Origin of the sequence: Klebsiella sp. CN_Kp100 (assembly GCF_040065315.1) — a bacterium.
Classification (GTDB): domain Bacteria; phylum Pseudomonadota; class Gammaproteobacteria; order Enterobacterales; family Enterobacteriaceae; genus Klebsiella; species Klebsiella oxytoca.
The window spans coordinates 159002-176541 of record NZ_JBEAIJ010000042.1 but is presented as its reverse complement, the minus strand read 5'-3'; the positions used below and the strand labels follow the sequence as shown (position 1 = coordinate 176541).

At 51.1% G+C, this 17540-nt stretch carries 16 protein-coding genes; 7 read left to right on the top strand and 9 right to left on the bottom strand.

The window, feature by feature from the left end:
- Together ABLV12_RS18740 and ABLV12_RS18735 are read right to left on the bottom strand one after the other, a co-directional pair.
- On the bottom strand, positions 1 to 1048 hold a 1048-nt coding region (locus tag ABLV12_RS18740), incomplete at its 3' end, for a BapA prefix-like domain-containing protein (RefSeq protein WP_348867227.1).
- A gap of 601 nt (positions 1049 to 1649) precedes the next feature.
- Positions 1650 to 2063, bottom strand: a complete 414-nt coding sequence (locus ABLV12_RS18735) for a CoA-binding protein (protein WP_004100789.1) — start codon at positions 2061 to 2063, stop codon at positions 1650 to 1652.
- Positions 2064 to 2217: 154 nt separating this feature from the next.
- Here ABLV12_RS18735 and mgsA point away from each other — a divergent pair, with 154 nt between their 5' ends.
- A complete protein-coding gene (gene mgsA / locus ABLV12_RS18730) occupies positions 2218 to 2676 on the top strand; it encodes a methylglyoxal synthase (RefSeq protein WP_017146187.1) in 459 nt (152 codons plus the stop codon).
- Between the two features lie 28 nt (positions 2677 to 2704).
- Here mgsA and helD read toward each other — a convergent pair whose 3' ends face one another.
- Positions 2705 to 4759 (bottom strand): DNA helicase IV, encoded by a 2055-nt coding sequence (gene helD / locus ABLV12_RS18725; RefSeq protein WP_348867226.1) that lies wholly within the window; start codon positions 4757 to 4759, stop codon positions 2705 to 2707.
- Positions 4760 to 4881: 122 nt separating this feature from the next.
- Between helD and ABLV12_RS18720 the strand changes: the two genes are divergently transcribed.
- Both ABLV12_RS18720 and yccS read left to right on the top strand, forming a co-directional pair.
- Positions 4882 to 5328, top strand: coding sequence for a YccF domain-containing protein (locus ABLV12_RS18720; protein WP_004100782.1), 447 nt, complete (start codon positions 4882 to 4884; stop codon positions 5326 to 5328).
- Between the two features lie 17 nt (positions 5329 to 5345).
- The gene (gene yccS / locus ABLV12_RS18715; protein WP_016808045.1) at positions 5346 to 7481 is read left to right on the top strand and encodes a YccS family putative transporter; all 2136 of its coding nucleotides are present in this window, start codon (positions 5346 to 5348) and stop codon (positions 7479 to 7481) included.
- Here the strand turns inward: yccS and ABLV12_RS18710 are convergent.
- Positions 7469 to 8092: a TfoX/Sxy family DNA transformation protein gene (locus ABLV12_RS18710; protein ID WP_020476643.1), complete on the bottom strand. Its 624-nt coding sequence runs from the start codon at positions 8090 to 8092 to the stop codon at positions 7469 to 7471. The two genes, yccS and ABLV12_RS18710, sit on opposite strands and share 13 nt — an antisense overlap.
- Before the next feature lie 461 nt (positions 8093 to 8553).
- Here ABLV12_RS18710 and sulA point away from each other — a divergent pair, with 461 nt between their 5' ends.
- Positions 8554 to 9063: an SOS-induced cell division inhibitor SulA gene (gene sulA, locus ABLV12_RS18705; RefSeq protein WP_348867225.1), complete on the top strand. Its 510-nt coding sequence runs from the start codon at positions 8554 to 8556 to the stop codon at positions 9061 to 9063.
- A gap of 353 nt (positions 9064 to 9416) precedes the next feature.
- Positions 9417 to 10487: a porin OmpA gene (gene ompA, locus ABLV12_RS18700; RefSeq protein WP_004100770.1), complete on the top strand. Its 1071-nt coding sequence runs from the start codon at positions 9417 to 9419 to the stop codon at positions 10485 to 10487.
- A 110-nt stretch (positions 10488 to 10597) separates the two neighbouring features.
- On the opposite strand, the gene matP is transcribed toward ompA, so the two are convergent.
- A complete protein-coding gene (gene matP, locus ABLV12_RS18695) occupies positions 10598 to 11050 on the bottom strand; it encodes a macrodomain Ter protein MatP (RefSeq protein WP_004100768.1) in 453 nt (150 codons plus the stop codon).
- 185 nt (positions 11051 to 11235) lie between these two features.
- Here matP and ABLV12_RS18690 point away from each other — a divergent pair, with 185 nt between their 5' ends.
- Together ABLV12_RS18690 and fabA are read left to right on the top strand one after the other, a co-directional pair.
- A complete protein-coding gene (locus tag ABLV12_RS18690; protein WP_160887709.1) occupies positions 11236 to 12993 on the top strand; it encodes a Lon protease family protein in 1758 nt (585 codons plus the stop codon).
- Positions 12994 to 13062: 69 nt separating this feature from the next.
- Positions 13063 to 13581, top strand: a complete 519-nt coding sequence (gene fabA, locus ABLV12_RS18685; protein ID WP_004100765.1) for a bifunctional 3-hydroxydecanoyl-ACP dehydratase/trans-2-decenoyl-ACP isomerase — start codon at positions 13063 to 13065, stop codon at positions 13579 to 13581.
- 66 nt (positions 13582 to 13647) lie between these two features.
- On the opposite strand, the gene rmf is transcribed toward fabA, so the two are convergent.
- From rmf to pqiA, 4 genes are all read right to left on the bottom strand, one after another.
- A complete protein-coding gene (gene rmf / locus ABLV12_RS18680) occupies positions 13648 to 13815 on the bottom strand; it encodes a ribosome modulation factor (RefSeq protein WP_004100764.1) in 168 nt (55 codons plus the stop codon).
- 255 nt (positions 13816 to 14070) lie between these two features.
- Positions 14071 to 14634: a membrane integrity-associated transporter subunit PqiC gene (pqiC, locus tag ABLV12_RS18675; protein WP_064396703.1), complete on the bottom strand. Its 564-nt coding sequence runs from the start codon at positions 14632 to 14634 to the stop codon at positions 14071 to 14073.
- Entirely contained in the window at positions 14634 to 16271 is a 1638-nt protein-coding gene (pqiB, locus tag ABLV12_RS18670; RefSeq protein ID WP_004100756.1) for an intermembrane transport protein PqiB, read from the bottom strand. The genes pqiC and pqiB overlap by 1 nt, the downstream gene beginning before the upstream one ends.
- On the bottom strand, positions 16261 to 17529 hold the full coding sequence (gene pqiA / locus ABLV12_RS18665; protein WP_004100751.1) for a membrane integrity-associated transporter subunit PqiA: 1269 nt from the start codon (positions 17527 to 17529) through the stop codon (positions 16261 to 16263). The genes pqiB and pqiA overlap by 11 nt, the downstream gene beginning before the upstream one ends.
- Between the last annotated feature and the right edge of the window lie 11 nt (positions 17530 to 17540).

The window sequence follows — 17540 nt, the reverse complement described above, 5'->3', positions numbered from 1 at the left end:
AGTCACTGTCGGAGTCAGAGTCACTGTCGGAATCCGAATCGCTGTCGGAATCCGAGTCACTGTCGGAGTCAGAGTCGCTGTCGGAATCCGAATCGCTGTCGGAATCCGAATCACTGTCAGAGTCCGAATCGCTGTCGGAATCCGAGTCACTGTCGGAGTCAGAGTCACTGTCGGAATCCGAATCGCTGTCGGAATCCGAGTCACTGTCGGAGTCAGAGTCGCTGTCGGAATCCGAATCGCTGTCGGAATCCGAATCACTGTCAGAGTCCGAATCGCTGTCGGAATCCGAGTCACTGTCGGAGTCAGAGTCACTGTCGGAATCCGAATCGCTGTCGGAATCCGAATCGCTGTCGGAATCCGAATCGCTGTCAGAGTCAGAGTCGCTGTCCGAATCGGAATCGCTGTCCGAATCCGAGTCGCTGTCAGAATCCGAGTCGCTGTCAGAATCCGAGTCACTATCAGAATCGGAATCGCTGTCAGAGTCCGAGTCACTGTCTGAATCGGAATCGCTGTCGGAATCAGAATCGCTGTCGCTATCCGAATCGCTGTCAGCATCCGAGTCACTATCGGAGTCCGAATCACTGTCCGCATCTGAGTCAGTTTCTGAAATCGAAGAGTGCTGATCTTTATTTGAGGTACCAGCAAACATTGCCGCAATACCCAGCAAAGCCGCGCCCGCCATTACCCATCCGGCAATACTTTGCCCTGCGCCTCCGGAGGCGATGACTTCTGAGAGATCGCTAATCAGCGAATAGTGGGCCCCATCGGTACCCGCACCTTCCAGCCACCATAGTGCGCCGGTCTCATCATCCATGAGCACCAAATCACTGTGCTGTCCATGCTCATCCACAACGAAAAAGTTTTTTATAGTAACGGTATCGCCGTTGTGGAGTTTTAGAACCAGATCATTACCTTGCCGGGTATACGAACTAATATCTTCACGCTTAACGTGCAGGAGAACCACTGACTGCGTATTGAGATTAATTAGATTGCCATCAACGGTGTATTCAACACCCGTTTCTTTCACTGTCACATTTATATTTTTCATCAGGTTACACCCTTGAAATGAAGACGCAGCCAGAGGTATGAGATAATTCTTAATTAGGCATCTTATTAGATATACCAGAACTTGCAGTCCCGCAAGGAGAGGGAAAACATTCCATTCACATCCTGAAATAACACAAACCCCATATATTACATAACGTTAAAATAATGAACTTACATTTTGAGATGTTAATAAGAGAGATAATTAAAACGGTTACTCACGGTTATTACAATAAAGATAAAGTCATGGATAATACTTTTCCAATAGCGTTAAACCGCCATTTTTATGATAATAGAAAAATATCTGTGATATCTCTCAAAAAAATCATGCAAGAAAAAGCAAAAAATAATTTAAAGTTTAAAGTAAATTTTAAGTAATATCCATTATATTTATAATGGTTTACTTATAAAAATAAATTGTTTGTGAATGGGGAATTTTATTAATAAGCAAGAGGGAATTCAGAGAGTGTCTTTTAAACCCACAAAGTTAATGTGAGTTATCGGAAATTAAAGAAACGTTTCGATGTAGTTTTAATTAAAATACTACCCACAAATAATTTAATGCATATGCATAATAAAAAACCCCGTCAAGCGGGGTTTTAGGTTTAGCGGGCTAATCCTAATCGCGGAATTTCTATCGCCGGACAGCGATCCATCACCACGTTTAGACCGGCATCTCGGGCGAGCACTGCCGCTTGTTCATTGATGACCCCTAGCTGTAGCCACAAAGTTTTAGCACCGATAGCCACCGCTTCCTGGGCAACGCCCCAGGCTGCTTCTGAGTTGCGGAAGACATCAACCATGTCCACTTTTTCCGGCACCTCGGCCAGCGTGGCATATCCTTTTTGCCCCAGCAGCGTAGTACCGGCAACCTTAGGAGAAACCGGAATGACGTGATATCCCTGCTCCAGAAGGTACTTCATCACCCGATAGCTTGGGCGATCGGGTTTGTCGCTTGCCCCCACCAGGGCGATAGTCCGGGTCGAGGTCAGAATACCTGCGATATCGTTCTCTTTCATCATCATCCTCCTGCTATTTAGCCCAAGTGTATGCTAATCCGAATGAACCAGCATTAGTGCTAACCCACAGATGCGTCAAATTTTTTCATCCCGATGCTTGCAGCAGCAGACACTTCCAGTAATCTGTCTGCAGGCCAAAATGTGGAATGAAATGATGGAACTAACAACACGTACACTGCCAGCACGTAAACATATTGCGCTGGTTGCTCACGATCACTGTAAAGATATGCTGATGAAATGGGTAGAGCGCCACCAGCAGCTTCTGGCACAACATACGCTATCGGCAACAGGTACAACCGGTAATCTGGTATCACGCGCAACCGGGCTGGAGGTGCACGCTATGCTGAGCGGCCCAATGGGCGGCGACCAGCAGGTAGGAGCCCTGATATCAGAAGGTAAAATTGATGTTTTGATTTTTTTCTGGGACCCGCTGAATGCGGTGCCGCATGACCCTGATGTTAAAGCGTTACTCCGTCTGGCAACCGTGTGGAATATTCCCGTTGCAACGAATGTCTCGACCGCCGACTTTATCATCCAGTCTCCCCACTTTAGCGATCCGGTCGATATTTTGATTCCTGATTACCAGCGTTATCTCGCTGAGCGTCTGAAATAAACCACGCTGGCGGCCTCGCCGCCAGTCATTACGGCTTTCTCGCAACCGGCACGTCCAGCGCCTTCAACATATCAACAAACGGTGACGGCTGCTCTTTATTAAACAACAACCAGACCCGCAGACGCGCGCGCGTAAGTGCGACATACAGCAAACGTCTCTCTTCAGCATCGGCAAAATCCTCCGGTTGTGGTAGCAGTGCCTGCTCCATAATCGACTCACGCGCCGAAGCCGGAAATGCATCATCACCGTCCTGAAGACCAAGGATAATGACGTAATCTGCTTGCTGCCCTTTGCTGGCATGAATAGTCATGAAATCGAGCTGAAGATGGGGCCAGCGTGTTGCAGCCTTTTCCAGCGCCGCTGGCTTCAAATGATGGTAACGCGCTAACAGCAAGATCCGCTGTTCTCGCTTGACGTAACCGCTCATTTTATCGAGCAGATCGTCGAGTTTATCCTCCGCTAACAACGTCACCGCTTTTTTGTCGCCTGCAATCAGACTGTTGAGTGGTTTCGTCAACTGATGCGGGTTCTGTTGGATAAATCCGTTTGCGACCTCGCCTATCCGGCTATTAAATCGGTAGGTCGTATCCAGCGCGCTACAATCCCCTTCGCCAAAATAGTGATTAAAAGCCGTCGTCAAAGAGAGTTGAGCACCGCTAAAACGATAGATAGCCTGCCAGTCATCGCCAACGGCAAACAGCGTGGTCTGCGTATTTTGTCGACGTAACGCGGCGAGTAGTGACGCCCGCTGCGGAGAGATATCCTGAAATTCATCCACCAGAATATGCTTCCACGGACTGACAAAGCGGCCTTTATCGAGAATATTTATCGCCTGATGAATCAGACCGGAGAAGTCGACGGCATTTTCATCTTTTAACGCCGTTTTCCAGGCTTTTAGTAAAGGGGCCATCAGCTTGACGCGTTTACTAAAAAGATCGCGTACCTCCTCAGGCGCCCCGGCAATCATCTCAGCCTGCGAGCCGCCATGCATGCGCATCAGGCTTACCCAGCGATCGAGGCGGCTGGCGATGCGGCGCTGCAGCTTTTTATCCTGCCAGAAATCCCCTTCAGGGATCGGCCAGCCCATTTCTTCCTCCAGCCACAGTCGCCAGCCTTTCGCCTGCGCTTTTTTCTCCTGACACTGCTGCTGCCAGCTTTCGAGCAGAAGTTTTTGCCGCGCAGCGCTGTCGTTTTCCAGCTTGCTAATCATCGGCGCTTTTTTACTGCCCTGCTGAATAATATGCAAAGCCAGAGCATGAAAAGTGCGCGCGGAGATCTCGTCGGTTCCGAGGCGTTCGCGAATGCGCTCATCCATCTCCTGCGCGGCCTGTCGACCAAAAGCCAGCAGCAAAATTTGCTCAGCTGCCGCTTCGCCCCGGGTCAATAGCCAACCTGCTCGCGCCACTAAAACAGAGGTTTTACCGCTTCCGGCCCCTGCCAGTACCAGCAATGAACGCTCGCCGTTCACCACAGCGCGCGCCTGAGCCGGATTCAGCGGCGATGATTCAACTGCAGCAAAAAATCCCCGATATTGTTCCAGCATTGATTCAGTAAATTTTTGGTTATGCTCAAGCCTGGCCTTTTCCGTATCCCCCAACCAACTCTGGCACTGCCGCCATAATTCACGGCAGTTTTCAAATCCCTCAAGGCGGCTTGTCGGCACGGGGAGCCCGCTAAGGGCATGGCGAATTTTCTGCTGAATATCGGACACCTGCTGACGCGTCAACCATTTACCCTCGGCGCTTGAACGCGCCACATCAGCCAACTGCTGGCGCAGCAGATCGGCGGAAATCTCGCTCATTTCCGCGCTCCACTGCTGCCAGAGAGCATTCAGATGATGGTAAAAACACTGAGTTTCGGTCCATTCGGTACCATGCAATCGCACAACTTTCTCGCCCGGGAGGATAAATTCCAGCTCTCCCCACACCAGCCCACGCTTGCAATGAATAGATAATAAATGATTGAAAGGTATAAGATATTCATGGCTATCACCGGAAACCTTTACTCCGGCATTAAGAAGTTGCACCCTGTCATAAGGGTGTTGAGCCATGCGTTTGCCCAATGTTGTCGCTCTGAGTTCCATATAATGTCGAATTTCAATCAGGTTGGATGTTTTTAAGTTTAACCGCCAGCGACCGGGTGCTCCAGCGTAAAAAACGCTACAATGGCCGGACCTTATTATCTACAGAATTAAACCGAGGGTTTATGCGTACCGTTCTGAATATTTTAAACTTTATCCTTGGCGGATTCGCCACCACGCTCGGCTGGCTTCTGGCGACGCTGGTCAGCATAGTACTGATTTTTACGCTGCCTCTCACCCGCTCCTGCTGGGAGATAACAAAACTCTCTCTCCTTCCCTATGGTAATGAAGCCATTCATGTTGATGAACTCGACCCTCAGGGAAAGAATAGCCTGCTTAACGCGGGCGGAACGTTGTTGAATATTTTATGGTTTATTTTCTTCGGCTGGTGGTTGTGCCTGATGCATATCTTTTGTGGGATCGCCCAGTGTCTGACCATCATCGGCATTCCGGTAGGCATCGCCAATTTTAAAATCGCCGCGATTGCTTTGTGGCCGGTAGGCCGGCGAGTCGTTTCCGTTGAGACCGCTCGTGCTGCGCGTGAAGCCAACGCGCGTCGCCGCTTTCAGTAATTGAATGGAACAGAGAAATGCTCAGCCCCCTGCTACGCCGCTATACCTGGAACAGTGCCTGGTTATATTACATCAGGATATTCATCGCACTCTGCGGTACGACCGCATTTCCCTGGTGGCTCGGCGAAGTAAAACTCACCATCCCCTTAACGCTTGGCGTCGTGGCCGCGGCGCTGACTGACCTGGACGATCGTCTGGCAGGACGTCTGCGTAATCTGGCCATTACCCTTGTATGCTTCTTTATCGCTTCGGCCTCGGTGGAGCTTCTCTTCCCCTGGCCCTGGTTATTCGCGGCAGGATTAACCGTTTCCACTATCGGCTTTATTTTGCTTGGTGGTCTGGGACAACGCTACGCCACCATCGCCTTTGGCGCGCTATTAATTGCCATCTACACCATGTTGGGGGTAACGCTTTACAGCCAATGGTATCTCCAGCCGCTGTTTTTGCTGGCTGGCGCGGTGTGGTACAACCTGCTCACCCTCGCCGGGCATCTGATTTTCCCTATCCGTCCCCTTCAGGACAATCTGGCACGTAGCTATGAGCAGCTCGCCCGCTATCTGGAGCTTAAATCCCGGCTATTCGATCCGGATATAGAAGATGAAAGCCAGGCCCCGCTCTATGACCTGGCAATAGCCAACGGCCAGCTGGTGACTACGCTGAACCAGACCAAAGTTTCCCTGCTGACTCGTCTGCGCGGAGATCGCGGCCAGCGCGGTACTCGCCGCACGTTACAGTACTATTTCGTGGCGCAGGATATCCATGAACGTGCGAGTTCATCACATATTCAGTACCAAACGCTACGCGACCATTTTCGTTATAGCGATGTGATGTTCCGCTTTCAGCGTATGCTATCAATGCAGGCGCAGGCCTGCCAGAAACTGTCGCGTGCCATTCTGCTGCGCGAGCCCTACCTGCACGACACTCATTTTGAGCGCGCTTTTATGCATCTTGACGCAGCGCTCGATCGCGTTAAGGCCAGCGGCGCGCCAGCGGAACAGATTAAAGCGCTGGGTTTTTTGCTGAATAACTTACGGGCTATTGACGCCCAGCTGGCGACAATTGAATCGGTCCAGACCACCGAACAGTCCATTCACAGTACGGAAAACCTGTTAGCCGACGACCAGCCTAACGGATTTAGCGATATCTGGCTGCGCTTGCGCAGTAATATGTCTCCTGAGTCAGCCCTGTTTCGTCATGCGGTTCGAATGTCGATAGTCCTGTGCGCAGGTTATGCCTTTATCCAATTGACCGGGCTGAACCATGGCTACTGGATATTACTGACCAGCCTGTTTGTTTGTCAGCCAAACTATAACGCCACTCGCCATCGGCTGGCGTTAAGGATAATCGGGACCTTGATCGGTGTGGCCATCGGCCTGCCGGTACTGCTCCTCGTCCCGTCCGTTGAAGGCCAGCTGCTTTTGATTGTCCTGACCGGCGTGCTGTTCTTCGCTTTCCGTAATGTGCAGTACGCCCACGCGACAATGTTCATTACGCTCCTTGTCTTGCTCTGTTTTAACCTCCTGGGAGAAGGTTTCGAAGTTGCCCTACCGCGCATATTCGACACTCTGATTGGCTGCGCTATCGCCTGGGCCGCAGTGAGTTTTATTTGGCCGGACTGGAAATTCCGCAATCTCCCTCGAGTGCTCGAGCAAGCAATCAATGCCAACTGCCGATATTTAGATGCCATTCTTGAGCAATATCACCAGGGGCGCGACAACCGCCTGGCCTATCGTGTTGCACGCAGAGCCGCGCATAACCGGGATAGCGAACTGGCCTCTGTCGTATCGAACTTATCAACAGAACCCAAAGCGGGCTCACAAATGCGGGAAACTGCTTTTCGTTTGCTCTGCCTGAACCATACCTTTACCAGCTATATCTCTGCTCTGGGAGCCCACAGGGAAAAGCTGACAACGCCAGATATTCTGGCGCTGCTGGACGATGCCGTGTGTTATGTGGATGACGCGCTGCACCATTCGCCAGCCGATGAACTACGGGTACAGCAGGCTTTAGCAAGCCTGCAGACCCGGATCCAACATCTTGACCCTCGCGCCGACAGCAAAGAGCCTTTAGTTCTGCAGCAAATTGGACTGCTGCTGGCGCTACTGCCAGAAATTTGTCGGCTACAGCGACAGGTTGAGATTCAACCTGAGTAGGCCTCCATCTCCTGTACCTGTACCGTCGCCCACTCCTCAAGCTCCTGACGCTGTTGCGTCGGGAGCGTGGCCGCATGCACGCCCGCAATAGCTCCCTCTAATGAATAAAGGACGTTTACCGTTAGCGCTTTATTCATTTTTCGTAGTCTGAGCCAGGCTTCTTTAGCGCCAATTTTTCGCAGCGTTAATTCATCTTTGATACCTGAATTAATCAACTGGAGCTCCATGTGAAAACTAATATTTGGAAGATTCTTTAATCTTCCGGAATGTCGCTGCCGATGTTTTTCATTACGAGCGGTCTGTAATGATAGCGCTGATAAATGAAAAAGCATTTTGCTGTCACGCCAAAGCCCTTCATCTATATGATAGTACTTAAGCGCAACCAGACGACCATTCTTCTGCATCTTCAACAGCGGGTTTTTATGCGCCACGCGATACTGCGCACTCTGCTCACAAACCCGAAGATAGATCTCCCCCTCAGCCATCATGGCAAACACGGTATTATCTATCGCCAGGCTATAGCCACCAAATAAGGGCCGACAGCTTATTTTTCCTAATGGAGACAAACATGCCCGAAACTGATGGATCCTAAGACATACGAGTTTCTTCATGATTATTCCTTTGTTAATCATGTAAATAAGACATAAATTTGCTAACGGATCCGCTAATAAGAAAATAAGGGAGTTCCCTTTATGCAGCAACATGAATTATCTCTTTATTTTACTCAGCTTGTTTTTTTGCGAGCAGCTTTCCGAAAATAGCCTTTTGATGAAGTAAAAAGCAGGAAAGGTAAAATGCTTAATTAATATTAATCAACCCGGAGAACATAAAGCATGGCGTCACTCGCGATTTATAAATGGTTAACGTCATAATTTGTGGGAGGAATTTTTTAAAGAAGAAATGACCACAACGATGAATTCACATTCTGTACACCCCATCACTCAACGCTGTCAGCTTGTCTTCATTGCCAAAGATGTACAAATTTCATCCAGAAAACGAGAAAATTGAGTTGATCTTTCATCCTGTCGCATATACTGTATATGCATACAGTAACCCACAGGCGGGATAGACTATGTTTACATCAGCTCACGCAAATCGTTCACCACTGACTTTTACTTCAGTACGTCGTCGCTCTCATGACGCTGCCGAACAGCCAGCTAACGGGCTGATCAGTGAAATAGTCTATCGAGAAGATCAGCCCATGATGACGCAACTGCTACTGCTTCCTTTATTACAACAGCTTGGTCAGCAGTCGCGCTGGCAGCTCTGGCTGACACCACAGCAGAAGCTGAGTCGCGAATGGGTGCAGTCATCCGGTTTGCCGCTATCCAAGGTGATGCAAATCAGTCAGCTCTCCCCTGCTAATACGCTCGAATCAATGGTTCGCTCACTGCGCACGGGAAACTATAGCGTGGTCATTGGCTGGCTGTCGGAAGAACTCACCGTTGAGGAACATGAACGACTGGTTGCCGCTGCAGAAGAAGGTCACGCGATGGGCTTTATCATGCGTCCGGTAAGAAATACCGCTCAGCCTGGCAGACAACATTCCGGGCTAAAAATTCACTCAAACCTGTATCATTAACTGAGTTTAGGATTAATCCTGGAATTTTTTTTGCCCGCGACTGAGATTGGCTTTCATCGCGGGCGTTTTTGTTAAAATGCTTGTCTGATGCGGGTTCGCGACTTTTTTTGCCTCGATTGAAGCCAACCCTATTTGTTAAACATAGCGTACACAACCCTTTTTTTTCATATGCCTGACGGAGTTCACACTTGTAAGTTTCTAACTAAGTTGTAGACTTTACATCGCCAGGGGTGATCGGCTTACGCTGCATGTATCAGCACAGTTAACAACAAGTCACGCCCCGGGTGAAGGATTTAACCGTGAGGTCTTCTGAACCTTCATGGCGAATTTTGGATGATAATGAGGCGCAAAAAATGAAAAAGACAGCTATCGCGATTGCAGTGGCACTGGCTGGCTTCGCTACCGTAGCGCAGGCCGCTCCGAAAGATAACACCTGGTATGCAGGTGGTAAGCTGGGCTGGTCCCAGTATCACGATACCGGTTTCTACGGTAACGGTTTCAAAGGTAACAATGGTCCAGTTCGTAACGATCAGCTGGGTGCTGGTGCGTTCGGTGGTTACCAGGTTAACCCGTACCTCGGTTTCGAAATGGGTTACGACTGGCTGGGCCGCATGGCTTATAAAGGCAGCGTAGACAACGGCGCTTTCAAAGCTCAGGGCGTTCAGCTGACTGCTAAACTGGGTTACCCCATCACTGACGATCTGGACATCTATACCCGTCTGGGCGGCATGGTTTGGCGCGCTGACTCCAAAGGTAACTACGCTTCTACCGGTGTTTCCCGTAGCGAACACGACACTGGCGTATCCCCGGTATTCGCGGGTGGCTTAGAGTGGGCTGTTACTCGTGACATCGCAACCCGTCTGGAATACCAGTGGGTTAACAACATCGGCGACGCAGGCACCGTTGGTACCCGTCCTGATAACGGCATGCTGAGCCTGGGTGTTTCCTACCGTTTCGGTCAGGAAGATGTTGCTCCGGTTGTAGCTCCGGCTCCGGCTCCGGCTCCGGAAGTGACTACCAAGCACTTCACCCTGAAGTCTGACGTTCTGTTCAACTTCAACAAATCTACTCTGAAACCAGAAGGTCAGCAGGCTCTGGATCAGCTGTACACCCAGCTGAGCAACATGGATCCGAAAGACGGTTCCGCAGTTGTTCTGGGCTACACCGACCGTATCGGTTCCGATGCCTACAACCAGCAGCTGTCTGAGAAACGTGCTCAGTCCGTTGTTGATTACCTGGTATCTAAAGGTATCCCGGCCAGCAAAATCTCCGCTCGCGGTATGGGTGAATCCAACCCGGTTACTGGCAACACCTGTGACAACGTGAAAGCACGCGCAGCTCTGATCGACTGCCTGGCGCCGGACCGTCGTGTAGAAATCGAAGTTAAAGGCTACAAAGACGTTGTAACTCAGCCGCAGGCTTAAGTTATCTCGTTAATAAAAAACCCCGCGATGCGGGGTTTTTTTTGCTTCAACTGCTGTCATCAAAGTCAAAGCTGCAGAATGTTGAGACGCTTATAACCTCGTCCCAATTGCTACTCTTTACCTAGCAGAACCTGCAAATCATGCTTCAGGCTCGACATCTTGCTGGCATACTTCTCTTTATGCTCAGCATCCTCAATCAACTGCACAATGGTTTCCGACAGCGTTTTACCCCGTCTTTGAGCCAGACCGGCGAGGCGTTGCCAGACCATAAACTCCAGATCGATAGACTTTTTACGCGTATGCTGATGCTCCGCGTTAAAATGACGTTTGCGTCGCGCGCGGATCGTCTGCTTCATGCGGTTAACCAGCTCTGGGTTGATATGATGCTCAATCCAGGTATTCACCAGCACGGGTTCATTTTCAAGCGTCAGTAATAGATCGACCGCGGCCTGCGCAGCGCTGGCTTCAATGTAGCGGGTAATAAGCTCACCTTCCCGATGCTTTTTTACCAGATATGTCCATTTCCAGCCGCTTTCGAGATTTTCCAGTTGTTGATATTTCATTGCGATCTCAATGTGACCGTGTAACTCATTTCAGGATATCAGTTTTTTCTCGATGTGCTGAGAATAAATCATCTTTCGTGATGTTGGTAGATGGCCGATCGCCGTGACAATCGCAATCCCCCGTGTGCTCAGACGCCGCATAATGTATAATCGCGCGTTTTACATCTGACTAAAAAACAGCGACTTTGACCATTACGAAACTTACCCGAAACGACCTCGCTCCTGATACGGAAAGTTATCAGGCGCTGTTTGCACAAGCCGACTTAGCTCACGCAGAGGCATCCCTCTCAGGCGAACTGCAACCCCGTTTATTCTATGCCCTGGAGCAGCTTCTGGTCACTCCAGCCATTTCGCCATTTATGCTGGTTAAAATTCCGGAAGAGCCGGAGTACCTGCAATGGCTCGCTAACGAAACTCGTACTTTACATCAACCGCCGGAATCCCTCTGCGGAGTACGCTATCAGATTGATGGCGGAAAAATCTCGCTCTCGCCGGCGCAAACCGCTGAAGATAATTTCGCAAGCGTCGCGCCGGTCGAAGCGGCAGATTGGGTCGAAGCGGAGCAGCTATTTGGCTGCGTGCGCCAGTTTAACGGCGAGATCGCTTTACAACCGGGTCTTGTCCATCGGGCTAATGGCGGCGTACTGATCCTCTCCTTGCGGGCCTTACTGGCTCAGCCTCTGTTATGGATGCGGCTAAAAAATATGGTGGCTCGCCAGCGTTTTGACTGGCTGTCATTTGATGAGTCTCGCCCTCTTCCGGTGAGCATTCCCTCTATGCCTTTGAGCCTGAAAGTGATCCTGGTCGGCGAGCGGGAATCTCTTGCTGATTTTCAGGAGATGGAGCCCGAGCTTTCTGCTCAGGCTATCTACAGCGAATATGAAGATAACCTGCAAATCGCTGATGCAGAGACGCTTAAGCTGTGGTGTCAATGGGTCTGGCAAAATGCCCAGCGGCTCGAACTTCCGGGGCTGTCCGCTACCGCCTGGCCGCTGTTGATTCAGGAAGGCGCTCGCTATACCGGTGACCAGGAAACCTTGCCCCTGTGCATACTGTGGATCGCCCGCCAGCTTCGCGAAGCCGCCGCCTTCTGTGAAGGTGACGAGATTAGCGCCGAAGAGATGCAAACCATGCTTGAGCGTCGTCTGTGGCGCGAAGGCTATCTTGCCGAACGCATCCAGGATGAAATCCTGCAGGAGCAAATCCTGATCGAGACGGAAGGCGAATGCGTAGGGCAGATCAACGCCCTCTCAGTCATCGAGTTTCCGGGCCATCCGCGCGCGTTTGGCGAGCCTTCTCGTATCAGCTGCGTCGTGCATATTGGCGACGGTGAATTTATTGATGTTGAGCGCAAGGCGGAACTGGGTGGCAATATTCATGCGAAAGGCATGATGATTATGCAGGCATTCCTGATGTCCGAGCTGGAGCTTGAACAACAGCTCCCCTTCACCGCATCTTTGACCTTCGAGCAGTCATACAGTGAAGTGGATGGCGACAGTGCATCCATGGCCGAACTGTGCGCGCTGATCAGTTCTCTGGCCAATGTGCCGATTAATCAAAGTATCGCCATTACCGGATCAGTCGATCAGTTTGGTCGCGTACAGCCGGTAGGCGGGCTCAATGAGAAAATTGAAGGCTTCTTTGCTATTTGTCAGCAGCGTGGGCTGACCGGTAAACAAGGCGTCATTATTCCTTCCGCCAACGTTCGTCATCTGAGCCTGGCGCAGGAGCTGCAACAGGCGGTTGCGGATGAACAGTTCTTTATCTGGGCGGTCGATGACGTAACCGAAGCGCTGCCCATTCTGACCCAGTTACTCTGGGACGGCGAAGGACAAACTTTACGGCAAACCATACAGGAGCGGATTGCGCAGGCGACACAGCAAGAGAGTCGTCATCGCTTTCCGTGGCCGCTACGCTGGTTAGGCGGTTCAGGTTCGAACTGATCGGACTTGTTCAGCTTACACGTGTTAGCTATCCTGCGTCCCGAACTCAAAATAAGGCTTACTGAAAACATGGTAGATAAACGCGAATCCTATACAAAAGAAGACCTTCTTGCCTCCGGTCGTGGTGAACTATTTGGCGCGAAAGGCCCTCAACTGCCGGCGCCAAATATGCTGATGATGGACCGCGTCATCAAAATGACCGAAACCGGTGGTAACTATGACAAAGGTTATGTCGAGGCAGAACTCGATATTAACCCGGATCTGTGGTTCTTCGGTTGCCACTTCATTGGTGACCCGGTAATGCCGGGCTGTCTGGGTCTGGATGCCATGTGGCAGCTGGTGGGCTTCTACCTGGGCTGGTTAGGTGGCGAGGGTAAAGGTCGTGCGTTAGGCGTAGGTGAAGTCAAGCTCACCGGCCAGGTACTGCCAACGGCGAAGAAAGTAACCTACCGCATTCATTTCAAACGCGTGATAAATCGTCGTTTGATTATGGGCCTGGCGGATGGTGAAGTGCTGGTTGACGATCGTCTGATCTACACCGCAACCGATCTGAAAGTGGGCCTGTTCCAGGACACTTCCTCATTCTGATATAAGCAGTCACGATTATAAACGGCGAAGCCCCCGCGCAGCGGAGGCTTCTTTTTAAAGAGACAGTCAGGCAATTTGTACCCTGTCCTCCATGGCCTCTCGCCAGCCTCCCAGCCAATAAGACCTCTGGTTTAAGGTCTGGTAAGGACACATTTCCTTCGACCTTCCGGTAATACCGGCCTGGTACCCACGCTGATGTGCCCGTTCCAGGCGATCTCGTTTTTGTCTCTTCATGCCTCGTTTCCCTCATTCTTTGATCTGGTGGAAAAGAAAACAATGGTCACTAAATACGCAACCACGGTTAACGAATACCGCGAATCGGGGATAGCGTCAATGCGCAAAATTCACGCCATTGTCATATTTGTGAGCTACATGAAACTTCATTTGTACAAAAACTGTGAACCAGCACAAGTAACAATCTGATGAGGCAAATAAAAAAGCCGCTGCGATTTTCATTTTCGCCGCGGCTTTTTTTCTTATTAATTTTACTTATGGCAAGCGGTTAATCTCGCTGGCAATCGCCGCCGCTTCCTGAGTCCAGGCCTGAGCGAGCGTTTTCACCATCGCATCGTAGCCATCTTCTTGTTGCTTGAGCTCGATATGGAATGGTCGCTTAATCAGCTGTCCCTGATGCTTCAGTAACCACTCACCGTTAACGATAACCCGACCATCGTAACGACCGTGAAAACCGCTGACGGATACGTTTAGGGTATCCTGCTCGCTACCCAGCGGTTGAGAAGCCACGACCCAGCCGGGAAGCTGATTGCTAAGGTTCGCCACCAGCGTCGTTCTTAGCTGCTGATCGAGCGGGCTCGCCCACAGATTGTTATTTGCAATCACATACTGAACATCGGTGGTCTGATAGACCACTCCGTTACCGGCAAGATAATCCGGAATACTGACCTGCTCGACCCAAAGCAAATTTTTGCTCTGGTGTGCGGCGCTTTGCGCGCCGCCCTGAGCCACGGGAAGCTGGTAGTAAGTTTTACTCTCACCGCCGCTGCTGCATGCCGTCAACGCGCATACCGCCGCCGCTATTAGCCATTTCTTCATTATTTCGCTCCCTTCGGCTGCGGATCTTTTTTATCCTTCGCCTCAAATACCAGCGCATTGCTCTTATCATTAAGCGTTTTCAGTACCGGCTGCAGTTCGCGCAGCACCTGGTCGAGACGCTGCATATCCGCAACCATCTTATTGTAAGCCGCGGAGCCAGGCTGGAAGCCCTGCATACTACGATTAAGTTCACGTAGCGTACTCTGCATATCACCCGGCAGCTGCTGCATAGACTGACTTGAGGTGATCTTATTCAGACTGTCGAGCGTCGCCTGTACGTGCTGCATGGTTTTTTCACTTTGCGCCAGCGTACTGGTTGCCTGCTCCAGCAGTGGATTAATTGGCAGATTATTAATCTTATCCAGCGCATCCATCAGGCGCTGCTGGATCTGCGCCAGACCACCGCTTACGGTCGGAATAATCGGATAACCGCCAAATTCCTGCATCTTGCCGCGCGCAGGGGCTTTCGGATAGAAGTCGAGATCGATATACAGCGCGCCGGTCACCAGATTGCCGGTTTTAAGCGAACCGCGCAGCCCGCGATTCATTAGATCATCGATATGCTTACGAATATCAGGATCGGCGCCTAACTGATTGATCAGGCGTTCCGGCTCAATTCGCACTTCTACCGGGATACGGTAATCGTCGTTTATGTTCTGCTTCAGGCCTGGAATAAAGAATGGTACCTTGCCTACGGTCCCAAGACGGATACCGCGGAATTCAACCGGCGCGCCGGGCTGCAGACCGCGAATAGAATCTTTAAAGAACATTACGTAGTCAATGTGTTGAGTGAACACAGAGTCCTGAATGCTGCGTTGATCGTCAAACAGATGATATTCGGTTTTATTCGCCACCGGTTCCCCTAGCGGTAGTCCTTCAGGGATATCAAAGCTGACGCCGCCGCCAAACAGGGTCGACAGCGATCCCATCTCAACGCGCATGCCTGCCGCGGTCAGATCCACCGCAATACCGCTGTCCTTCCAGAAACGCACGTTATTAGTGACCAGCCGATCGTTAGGCGCGCTAATAAACAGCTGATAGGTGATATTGCGTTTTTGCGCATCGAAGGTGCTGGTTTCCACCGAACCTACACGATAGCCTCGGAAAAGCACCGGGTCGCCGGGTGACAGCTGACCCGCTTTGCTACTTTCCAGTAGAATACGAATGCCTTTCGCATCGGGTGAGGCCAGCGGCGGTGAATCCAGCAGCGGATACTGCGCAGGGACAGAGCCTTTGGTCCCCGGCTGCAGTTCGATATAGGCGCCGGACAATAGCGTGCCGAGGCCGCTGATACCTTCACGACCAACCTGCGGCTTAACCACCCAAAAAACCGAATCCTGATGAAGCAGTTTTTCCATGCCAGAATTCAGTCGGGCTTTAACCTCCACGTGAGTCAGGTCGTCCGTCAGCGTTGCGCTTTCAATCACGCCGACGTCAACGCTGCGGCTTTTAATGCGGGTCTTTCCCCCTTCAATGCCTTCGGCATTGGTTGTGATCAGGGTCACTTCCGGCCCCTGGTGGCTATAGTGATAAAAAAGAATCCAGGCGCCAATTAGCGCCGTCACTATCGGGAAGATCCACACCGGTGACCAGTTCTTCACCTTTTGCACCTTCGCTTCTCCGCTCTTATTTTCCATGCTGCAGTCTTTCCTCATGGCTTGAATCTGGCTCACGATCCCACAACAAACGCGGGTCAAAGGTCATGGCCGAAAACATTGTCATCACTACCACCAGCGCAAACATCACCGCCCCTATCGCCGGGTAGATATTCATTAACCCACCTATGCGCACCAGAGCGGAGAGGACTGCGATGACAAACACATCAATCATTGACCAGCGGCCAACAAACTCGACGACTTCATAAATCAGATGCATGCGCTCTGAGTCGCGATCTCCCCTGCCGCTGGCGTTCCAGCAGAGCCAGCCAATGGCGATCATTTTTAAGGTTGGCACCATAATACTGGCGATGAATATCACCATCGCCACTGGATAGGATCCTTCGCTCCACAGCAGGATCACCCCCGCCATAATGGTGGAAGGCATTTTATCGCCAAGCAGATCGGTAATCATGATCGGCAGAATATTGGCGGGCATATAAAGGATTAGCGAAGTCATTAACAGCGCCAGCGTCCACTGCAGGCTGTTTTTACGCCGGGCAGTCCCCTTTGTATGACAGCGCGGACAGACGGCCTCATCAATCGGCAACACCGCTGTACAGCATGAGCATGAACGCAGCCCCTGACGCAGTCCGGACACGCCAACTTTCAGCGGCTGCTTGATAGCCGGCATTGGCGCAATATCATCCCACAGCCAGCGGCGATCCACGCACTGGAACGTCCGCAGCTGTAATACGCAGAACATACACCACGGGACAAAGCTCAGGCCAACGCCAATATCGCCATAGGCCATCAGCTTAACGAAGCTGACCAGTACCCCGGCGAGAAAGATTTCCGCCATTCCCCAGGTTTTAAGATGAAACAGAATACGCGCCAGAAACGCTTTCAGCCCGGATGGCATACGCACCCGGTTGACCAGCAGGAGTATAGTGACCAGACAAAAAGCCGGCACCAGCTGGACAAAAAGCAAAAAGAACGTGCCGAGGCTGGCATAGTCCTCGGTGAAGAGGACGTTCGGGATTTCCAGCAATTCAATTTCGCTGCTAATCCCCCCGACCTTCATATAGATGAAGGGAAACAAATTGGCCAGCAGCAACATGAACAACGCGACCAGCGCATACGCGGTAGGACGCTGCCGTGGCGCGTCCCATGACGTTGTCAATGTCGTTCCGCAGCGCGGACATGCAGCTTTCTGGCGATGCTCCAGCTGCGGCAAAGCCACCAGCAGATCACATTGTCGGCACAGAATATGCCGCGCAGCATGATGATGATCGCACATGAAAACTCCTC

Coding starts and splice junctions, on each gene's coding strand:
- mgsA (WP_017146187.1), top strand. CDS start 2,218: ATGGAACTAACAACACGTACACTGCCAGCACGTAAACATATTGCGCTG.
- pqiA (WP_004100751.1), bottom strand. CDS start 17,529: ATGTGCGATCATCATCATGCTGCGCGGCATATTCTGTGCCGACAATGT.
- rmf (WP_004100764.1), bottom strand. CDS start 13,815: ATGAAGAGACAAAAACGAGATCGCCTGGAACGGGCACATCAGCGTGGG.
- matP (WP_004100768.1), bottom strand. CDS start 11,050: ATGAAATATCAACAACTGGAAAATCTCGAAAGCGGCTGGAAATGGACA.
- ABLV12_RS18720 (WP_004100782.1), top strand. CDS start 4,882: ATGCGTACCGTTCTGAATATTTTAAACTTTATCCTTGGCGGATTCGCC.
- yccS (WP_016808045.1), top strand. CDS start 5,346: ATGCTCAGCCCCCTGCTACGCCGCTATACCTGGAACAGTGCCTGGTTA.
- sulA (WP_348867225.1), top strand. CDS start 8,554: ATGTTTACATCAGCTCACGCAAATCGTTCACCACTGACTTTTACTTCA.
- helD (WP_348867226.1), bottom strand. CDS start 4,759: ATGGAACTCAGAGCGACAACATTGGGCAAACGCATGGCTCAACACCCT.
- pqiC (WP_064396703.1), bottom strand. CDS start 14,634: ATGAAGAAATGGCTAATAGCGGCGGCGGTATGCGCGTTGACGGCATGC.
- pqiB (WP_004100756.1), bottom strand. CDS start 16,271: ATGGAAAATAAGAGCGGAGAAGCGAAGGTGCAAAAGGTGAAGAACTGG.
- ABLV12_RS18735 (WP_004100789.1), bottom strand. CDS start 2,063: ATGAAAGAGAACGATATCGCAGGTATTCTGACCTCGACCCGGACTATC.
- ABLV12_RS18710 (WP_020476643.1), bottom strand. CDS start 8,092: ATGAAGAAACTCGTATGTCTTAGGATCCATCAGTTTCGGGCATGTTTG.
- fabA (WP_004100765.1), top strand. CDS start 13,063: ATGGTAGATAAACGCGAATCCTATACAAAAGAAGACCTTCTTGCCTCC.
- ompA (WP_004100770.1), top strand. CDS start 9,417: ATGAAAAAGACAGCTATCGCGATTGCAGTGGCACTGGCTGGCTTCGCT.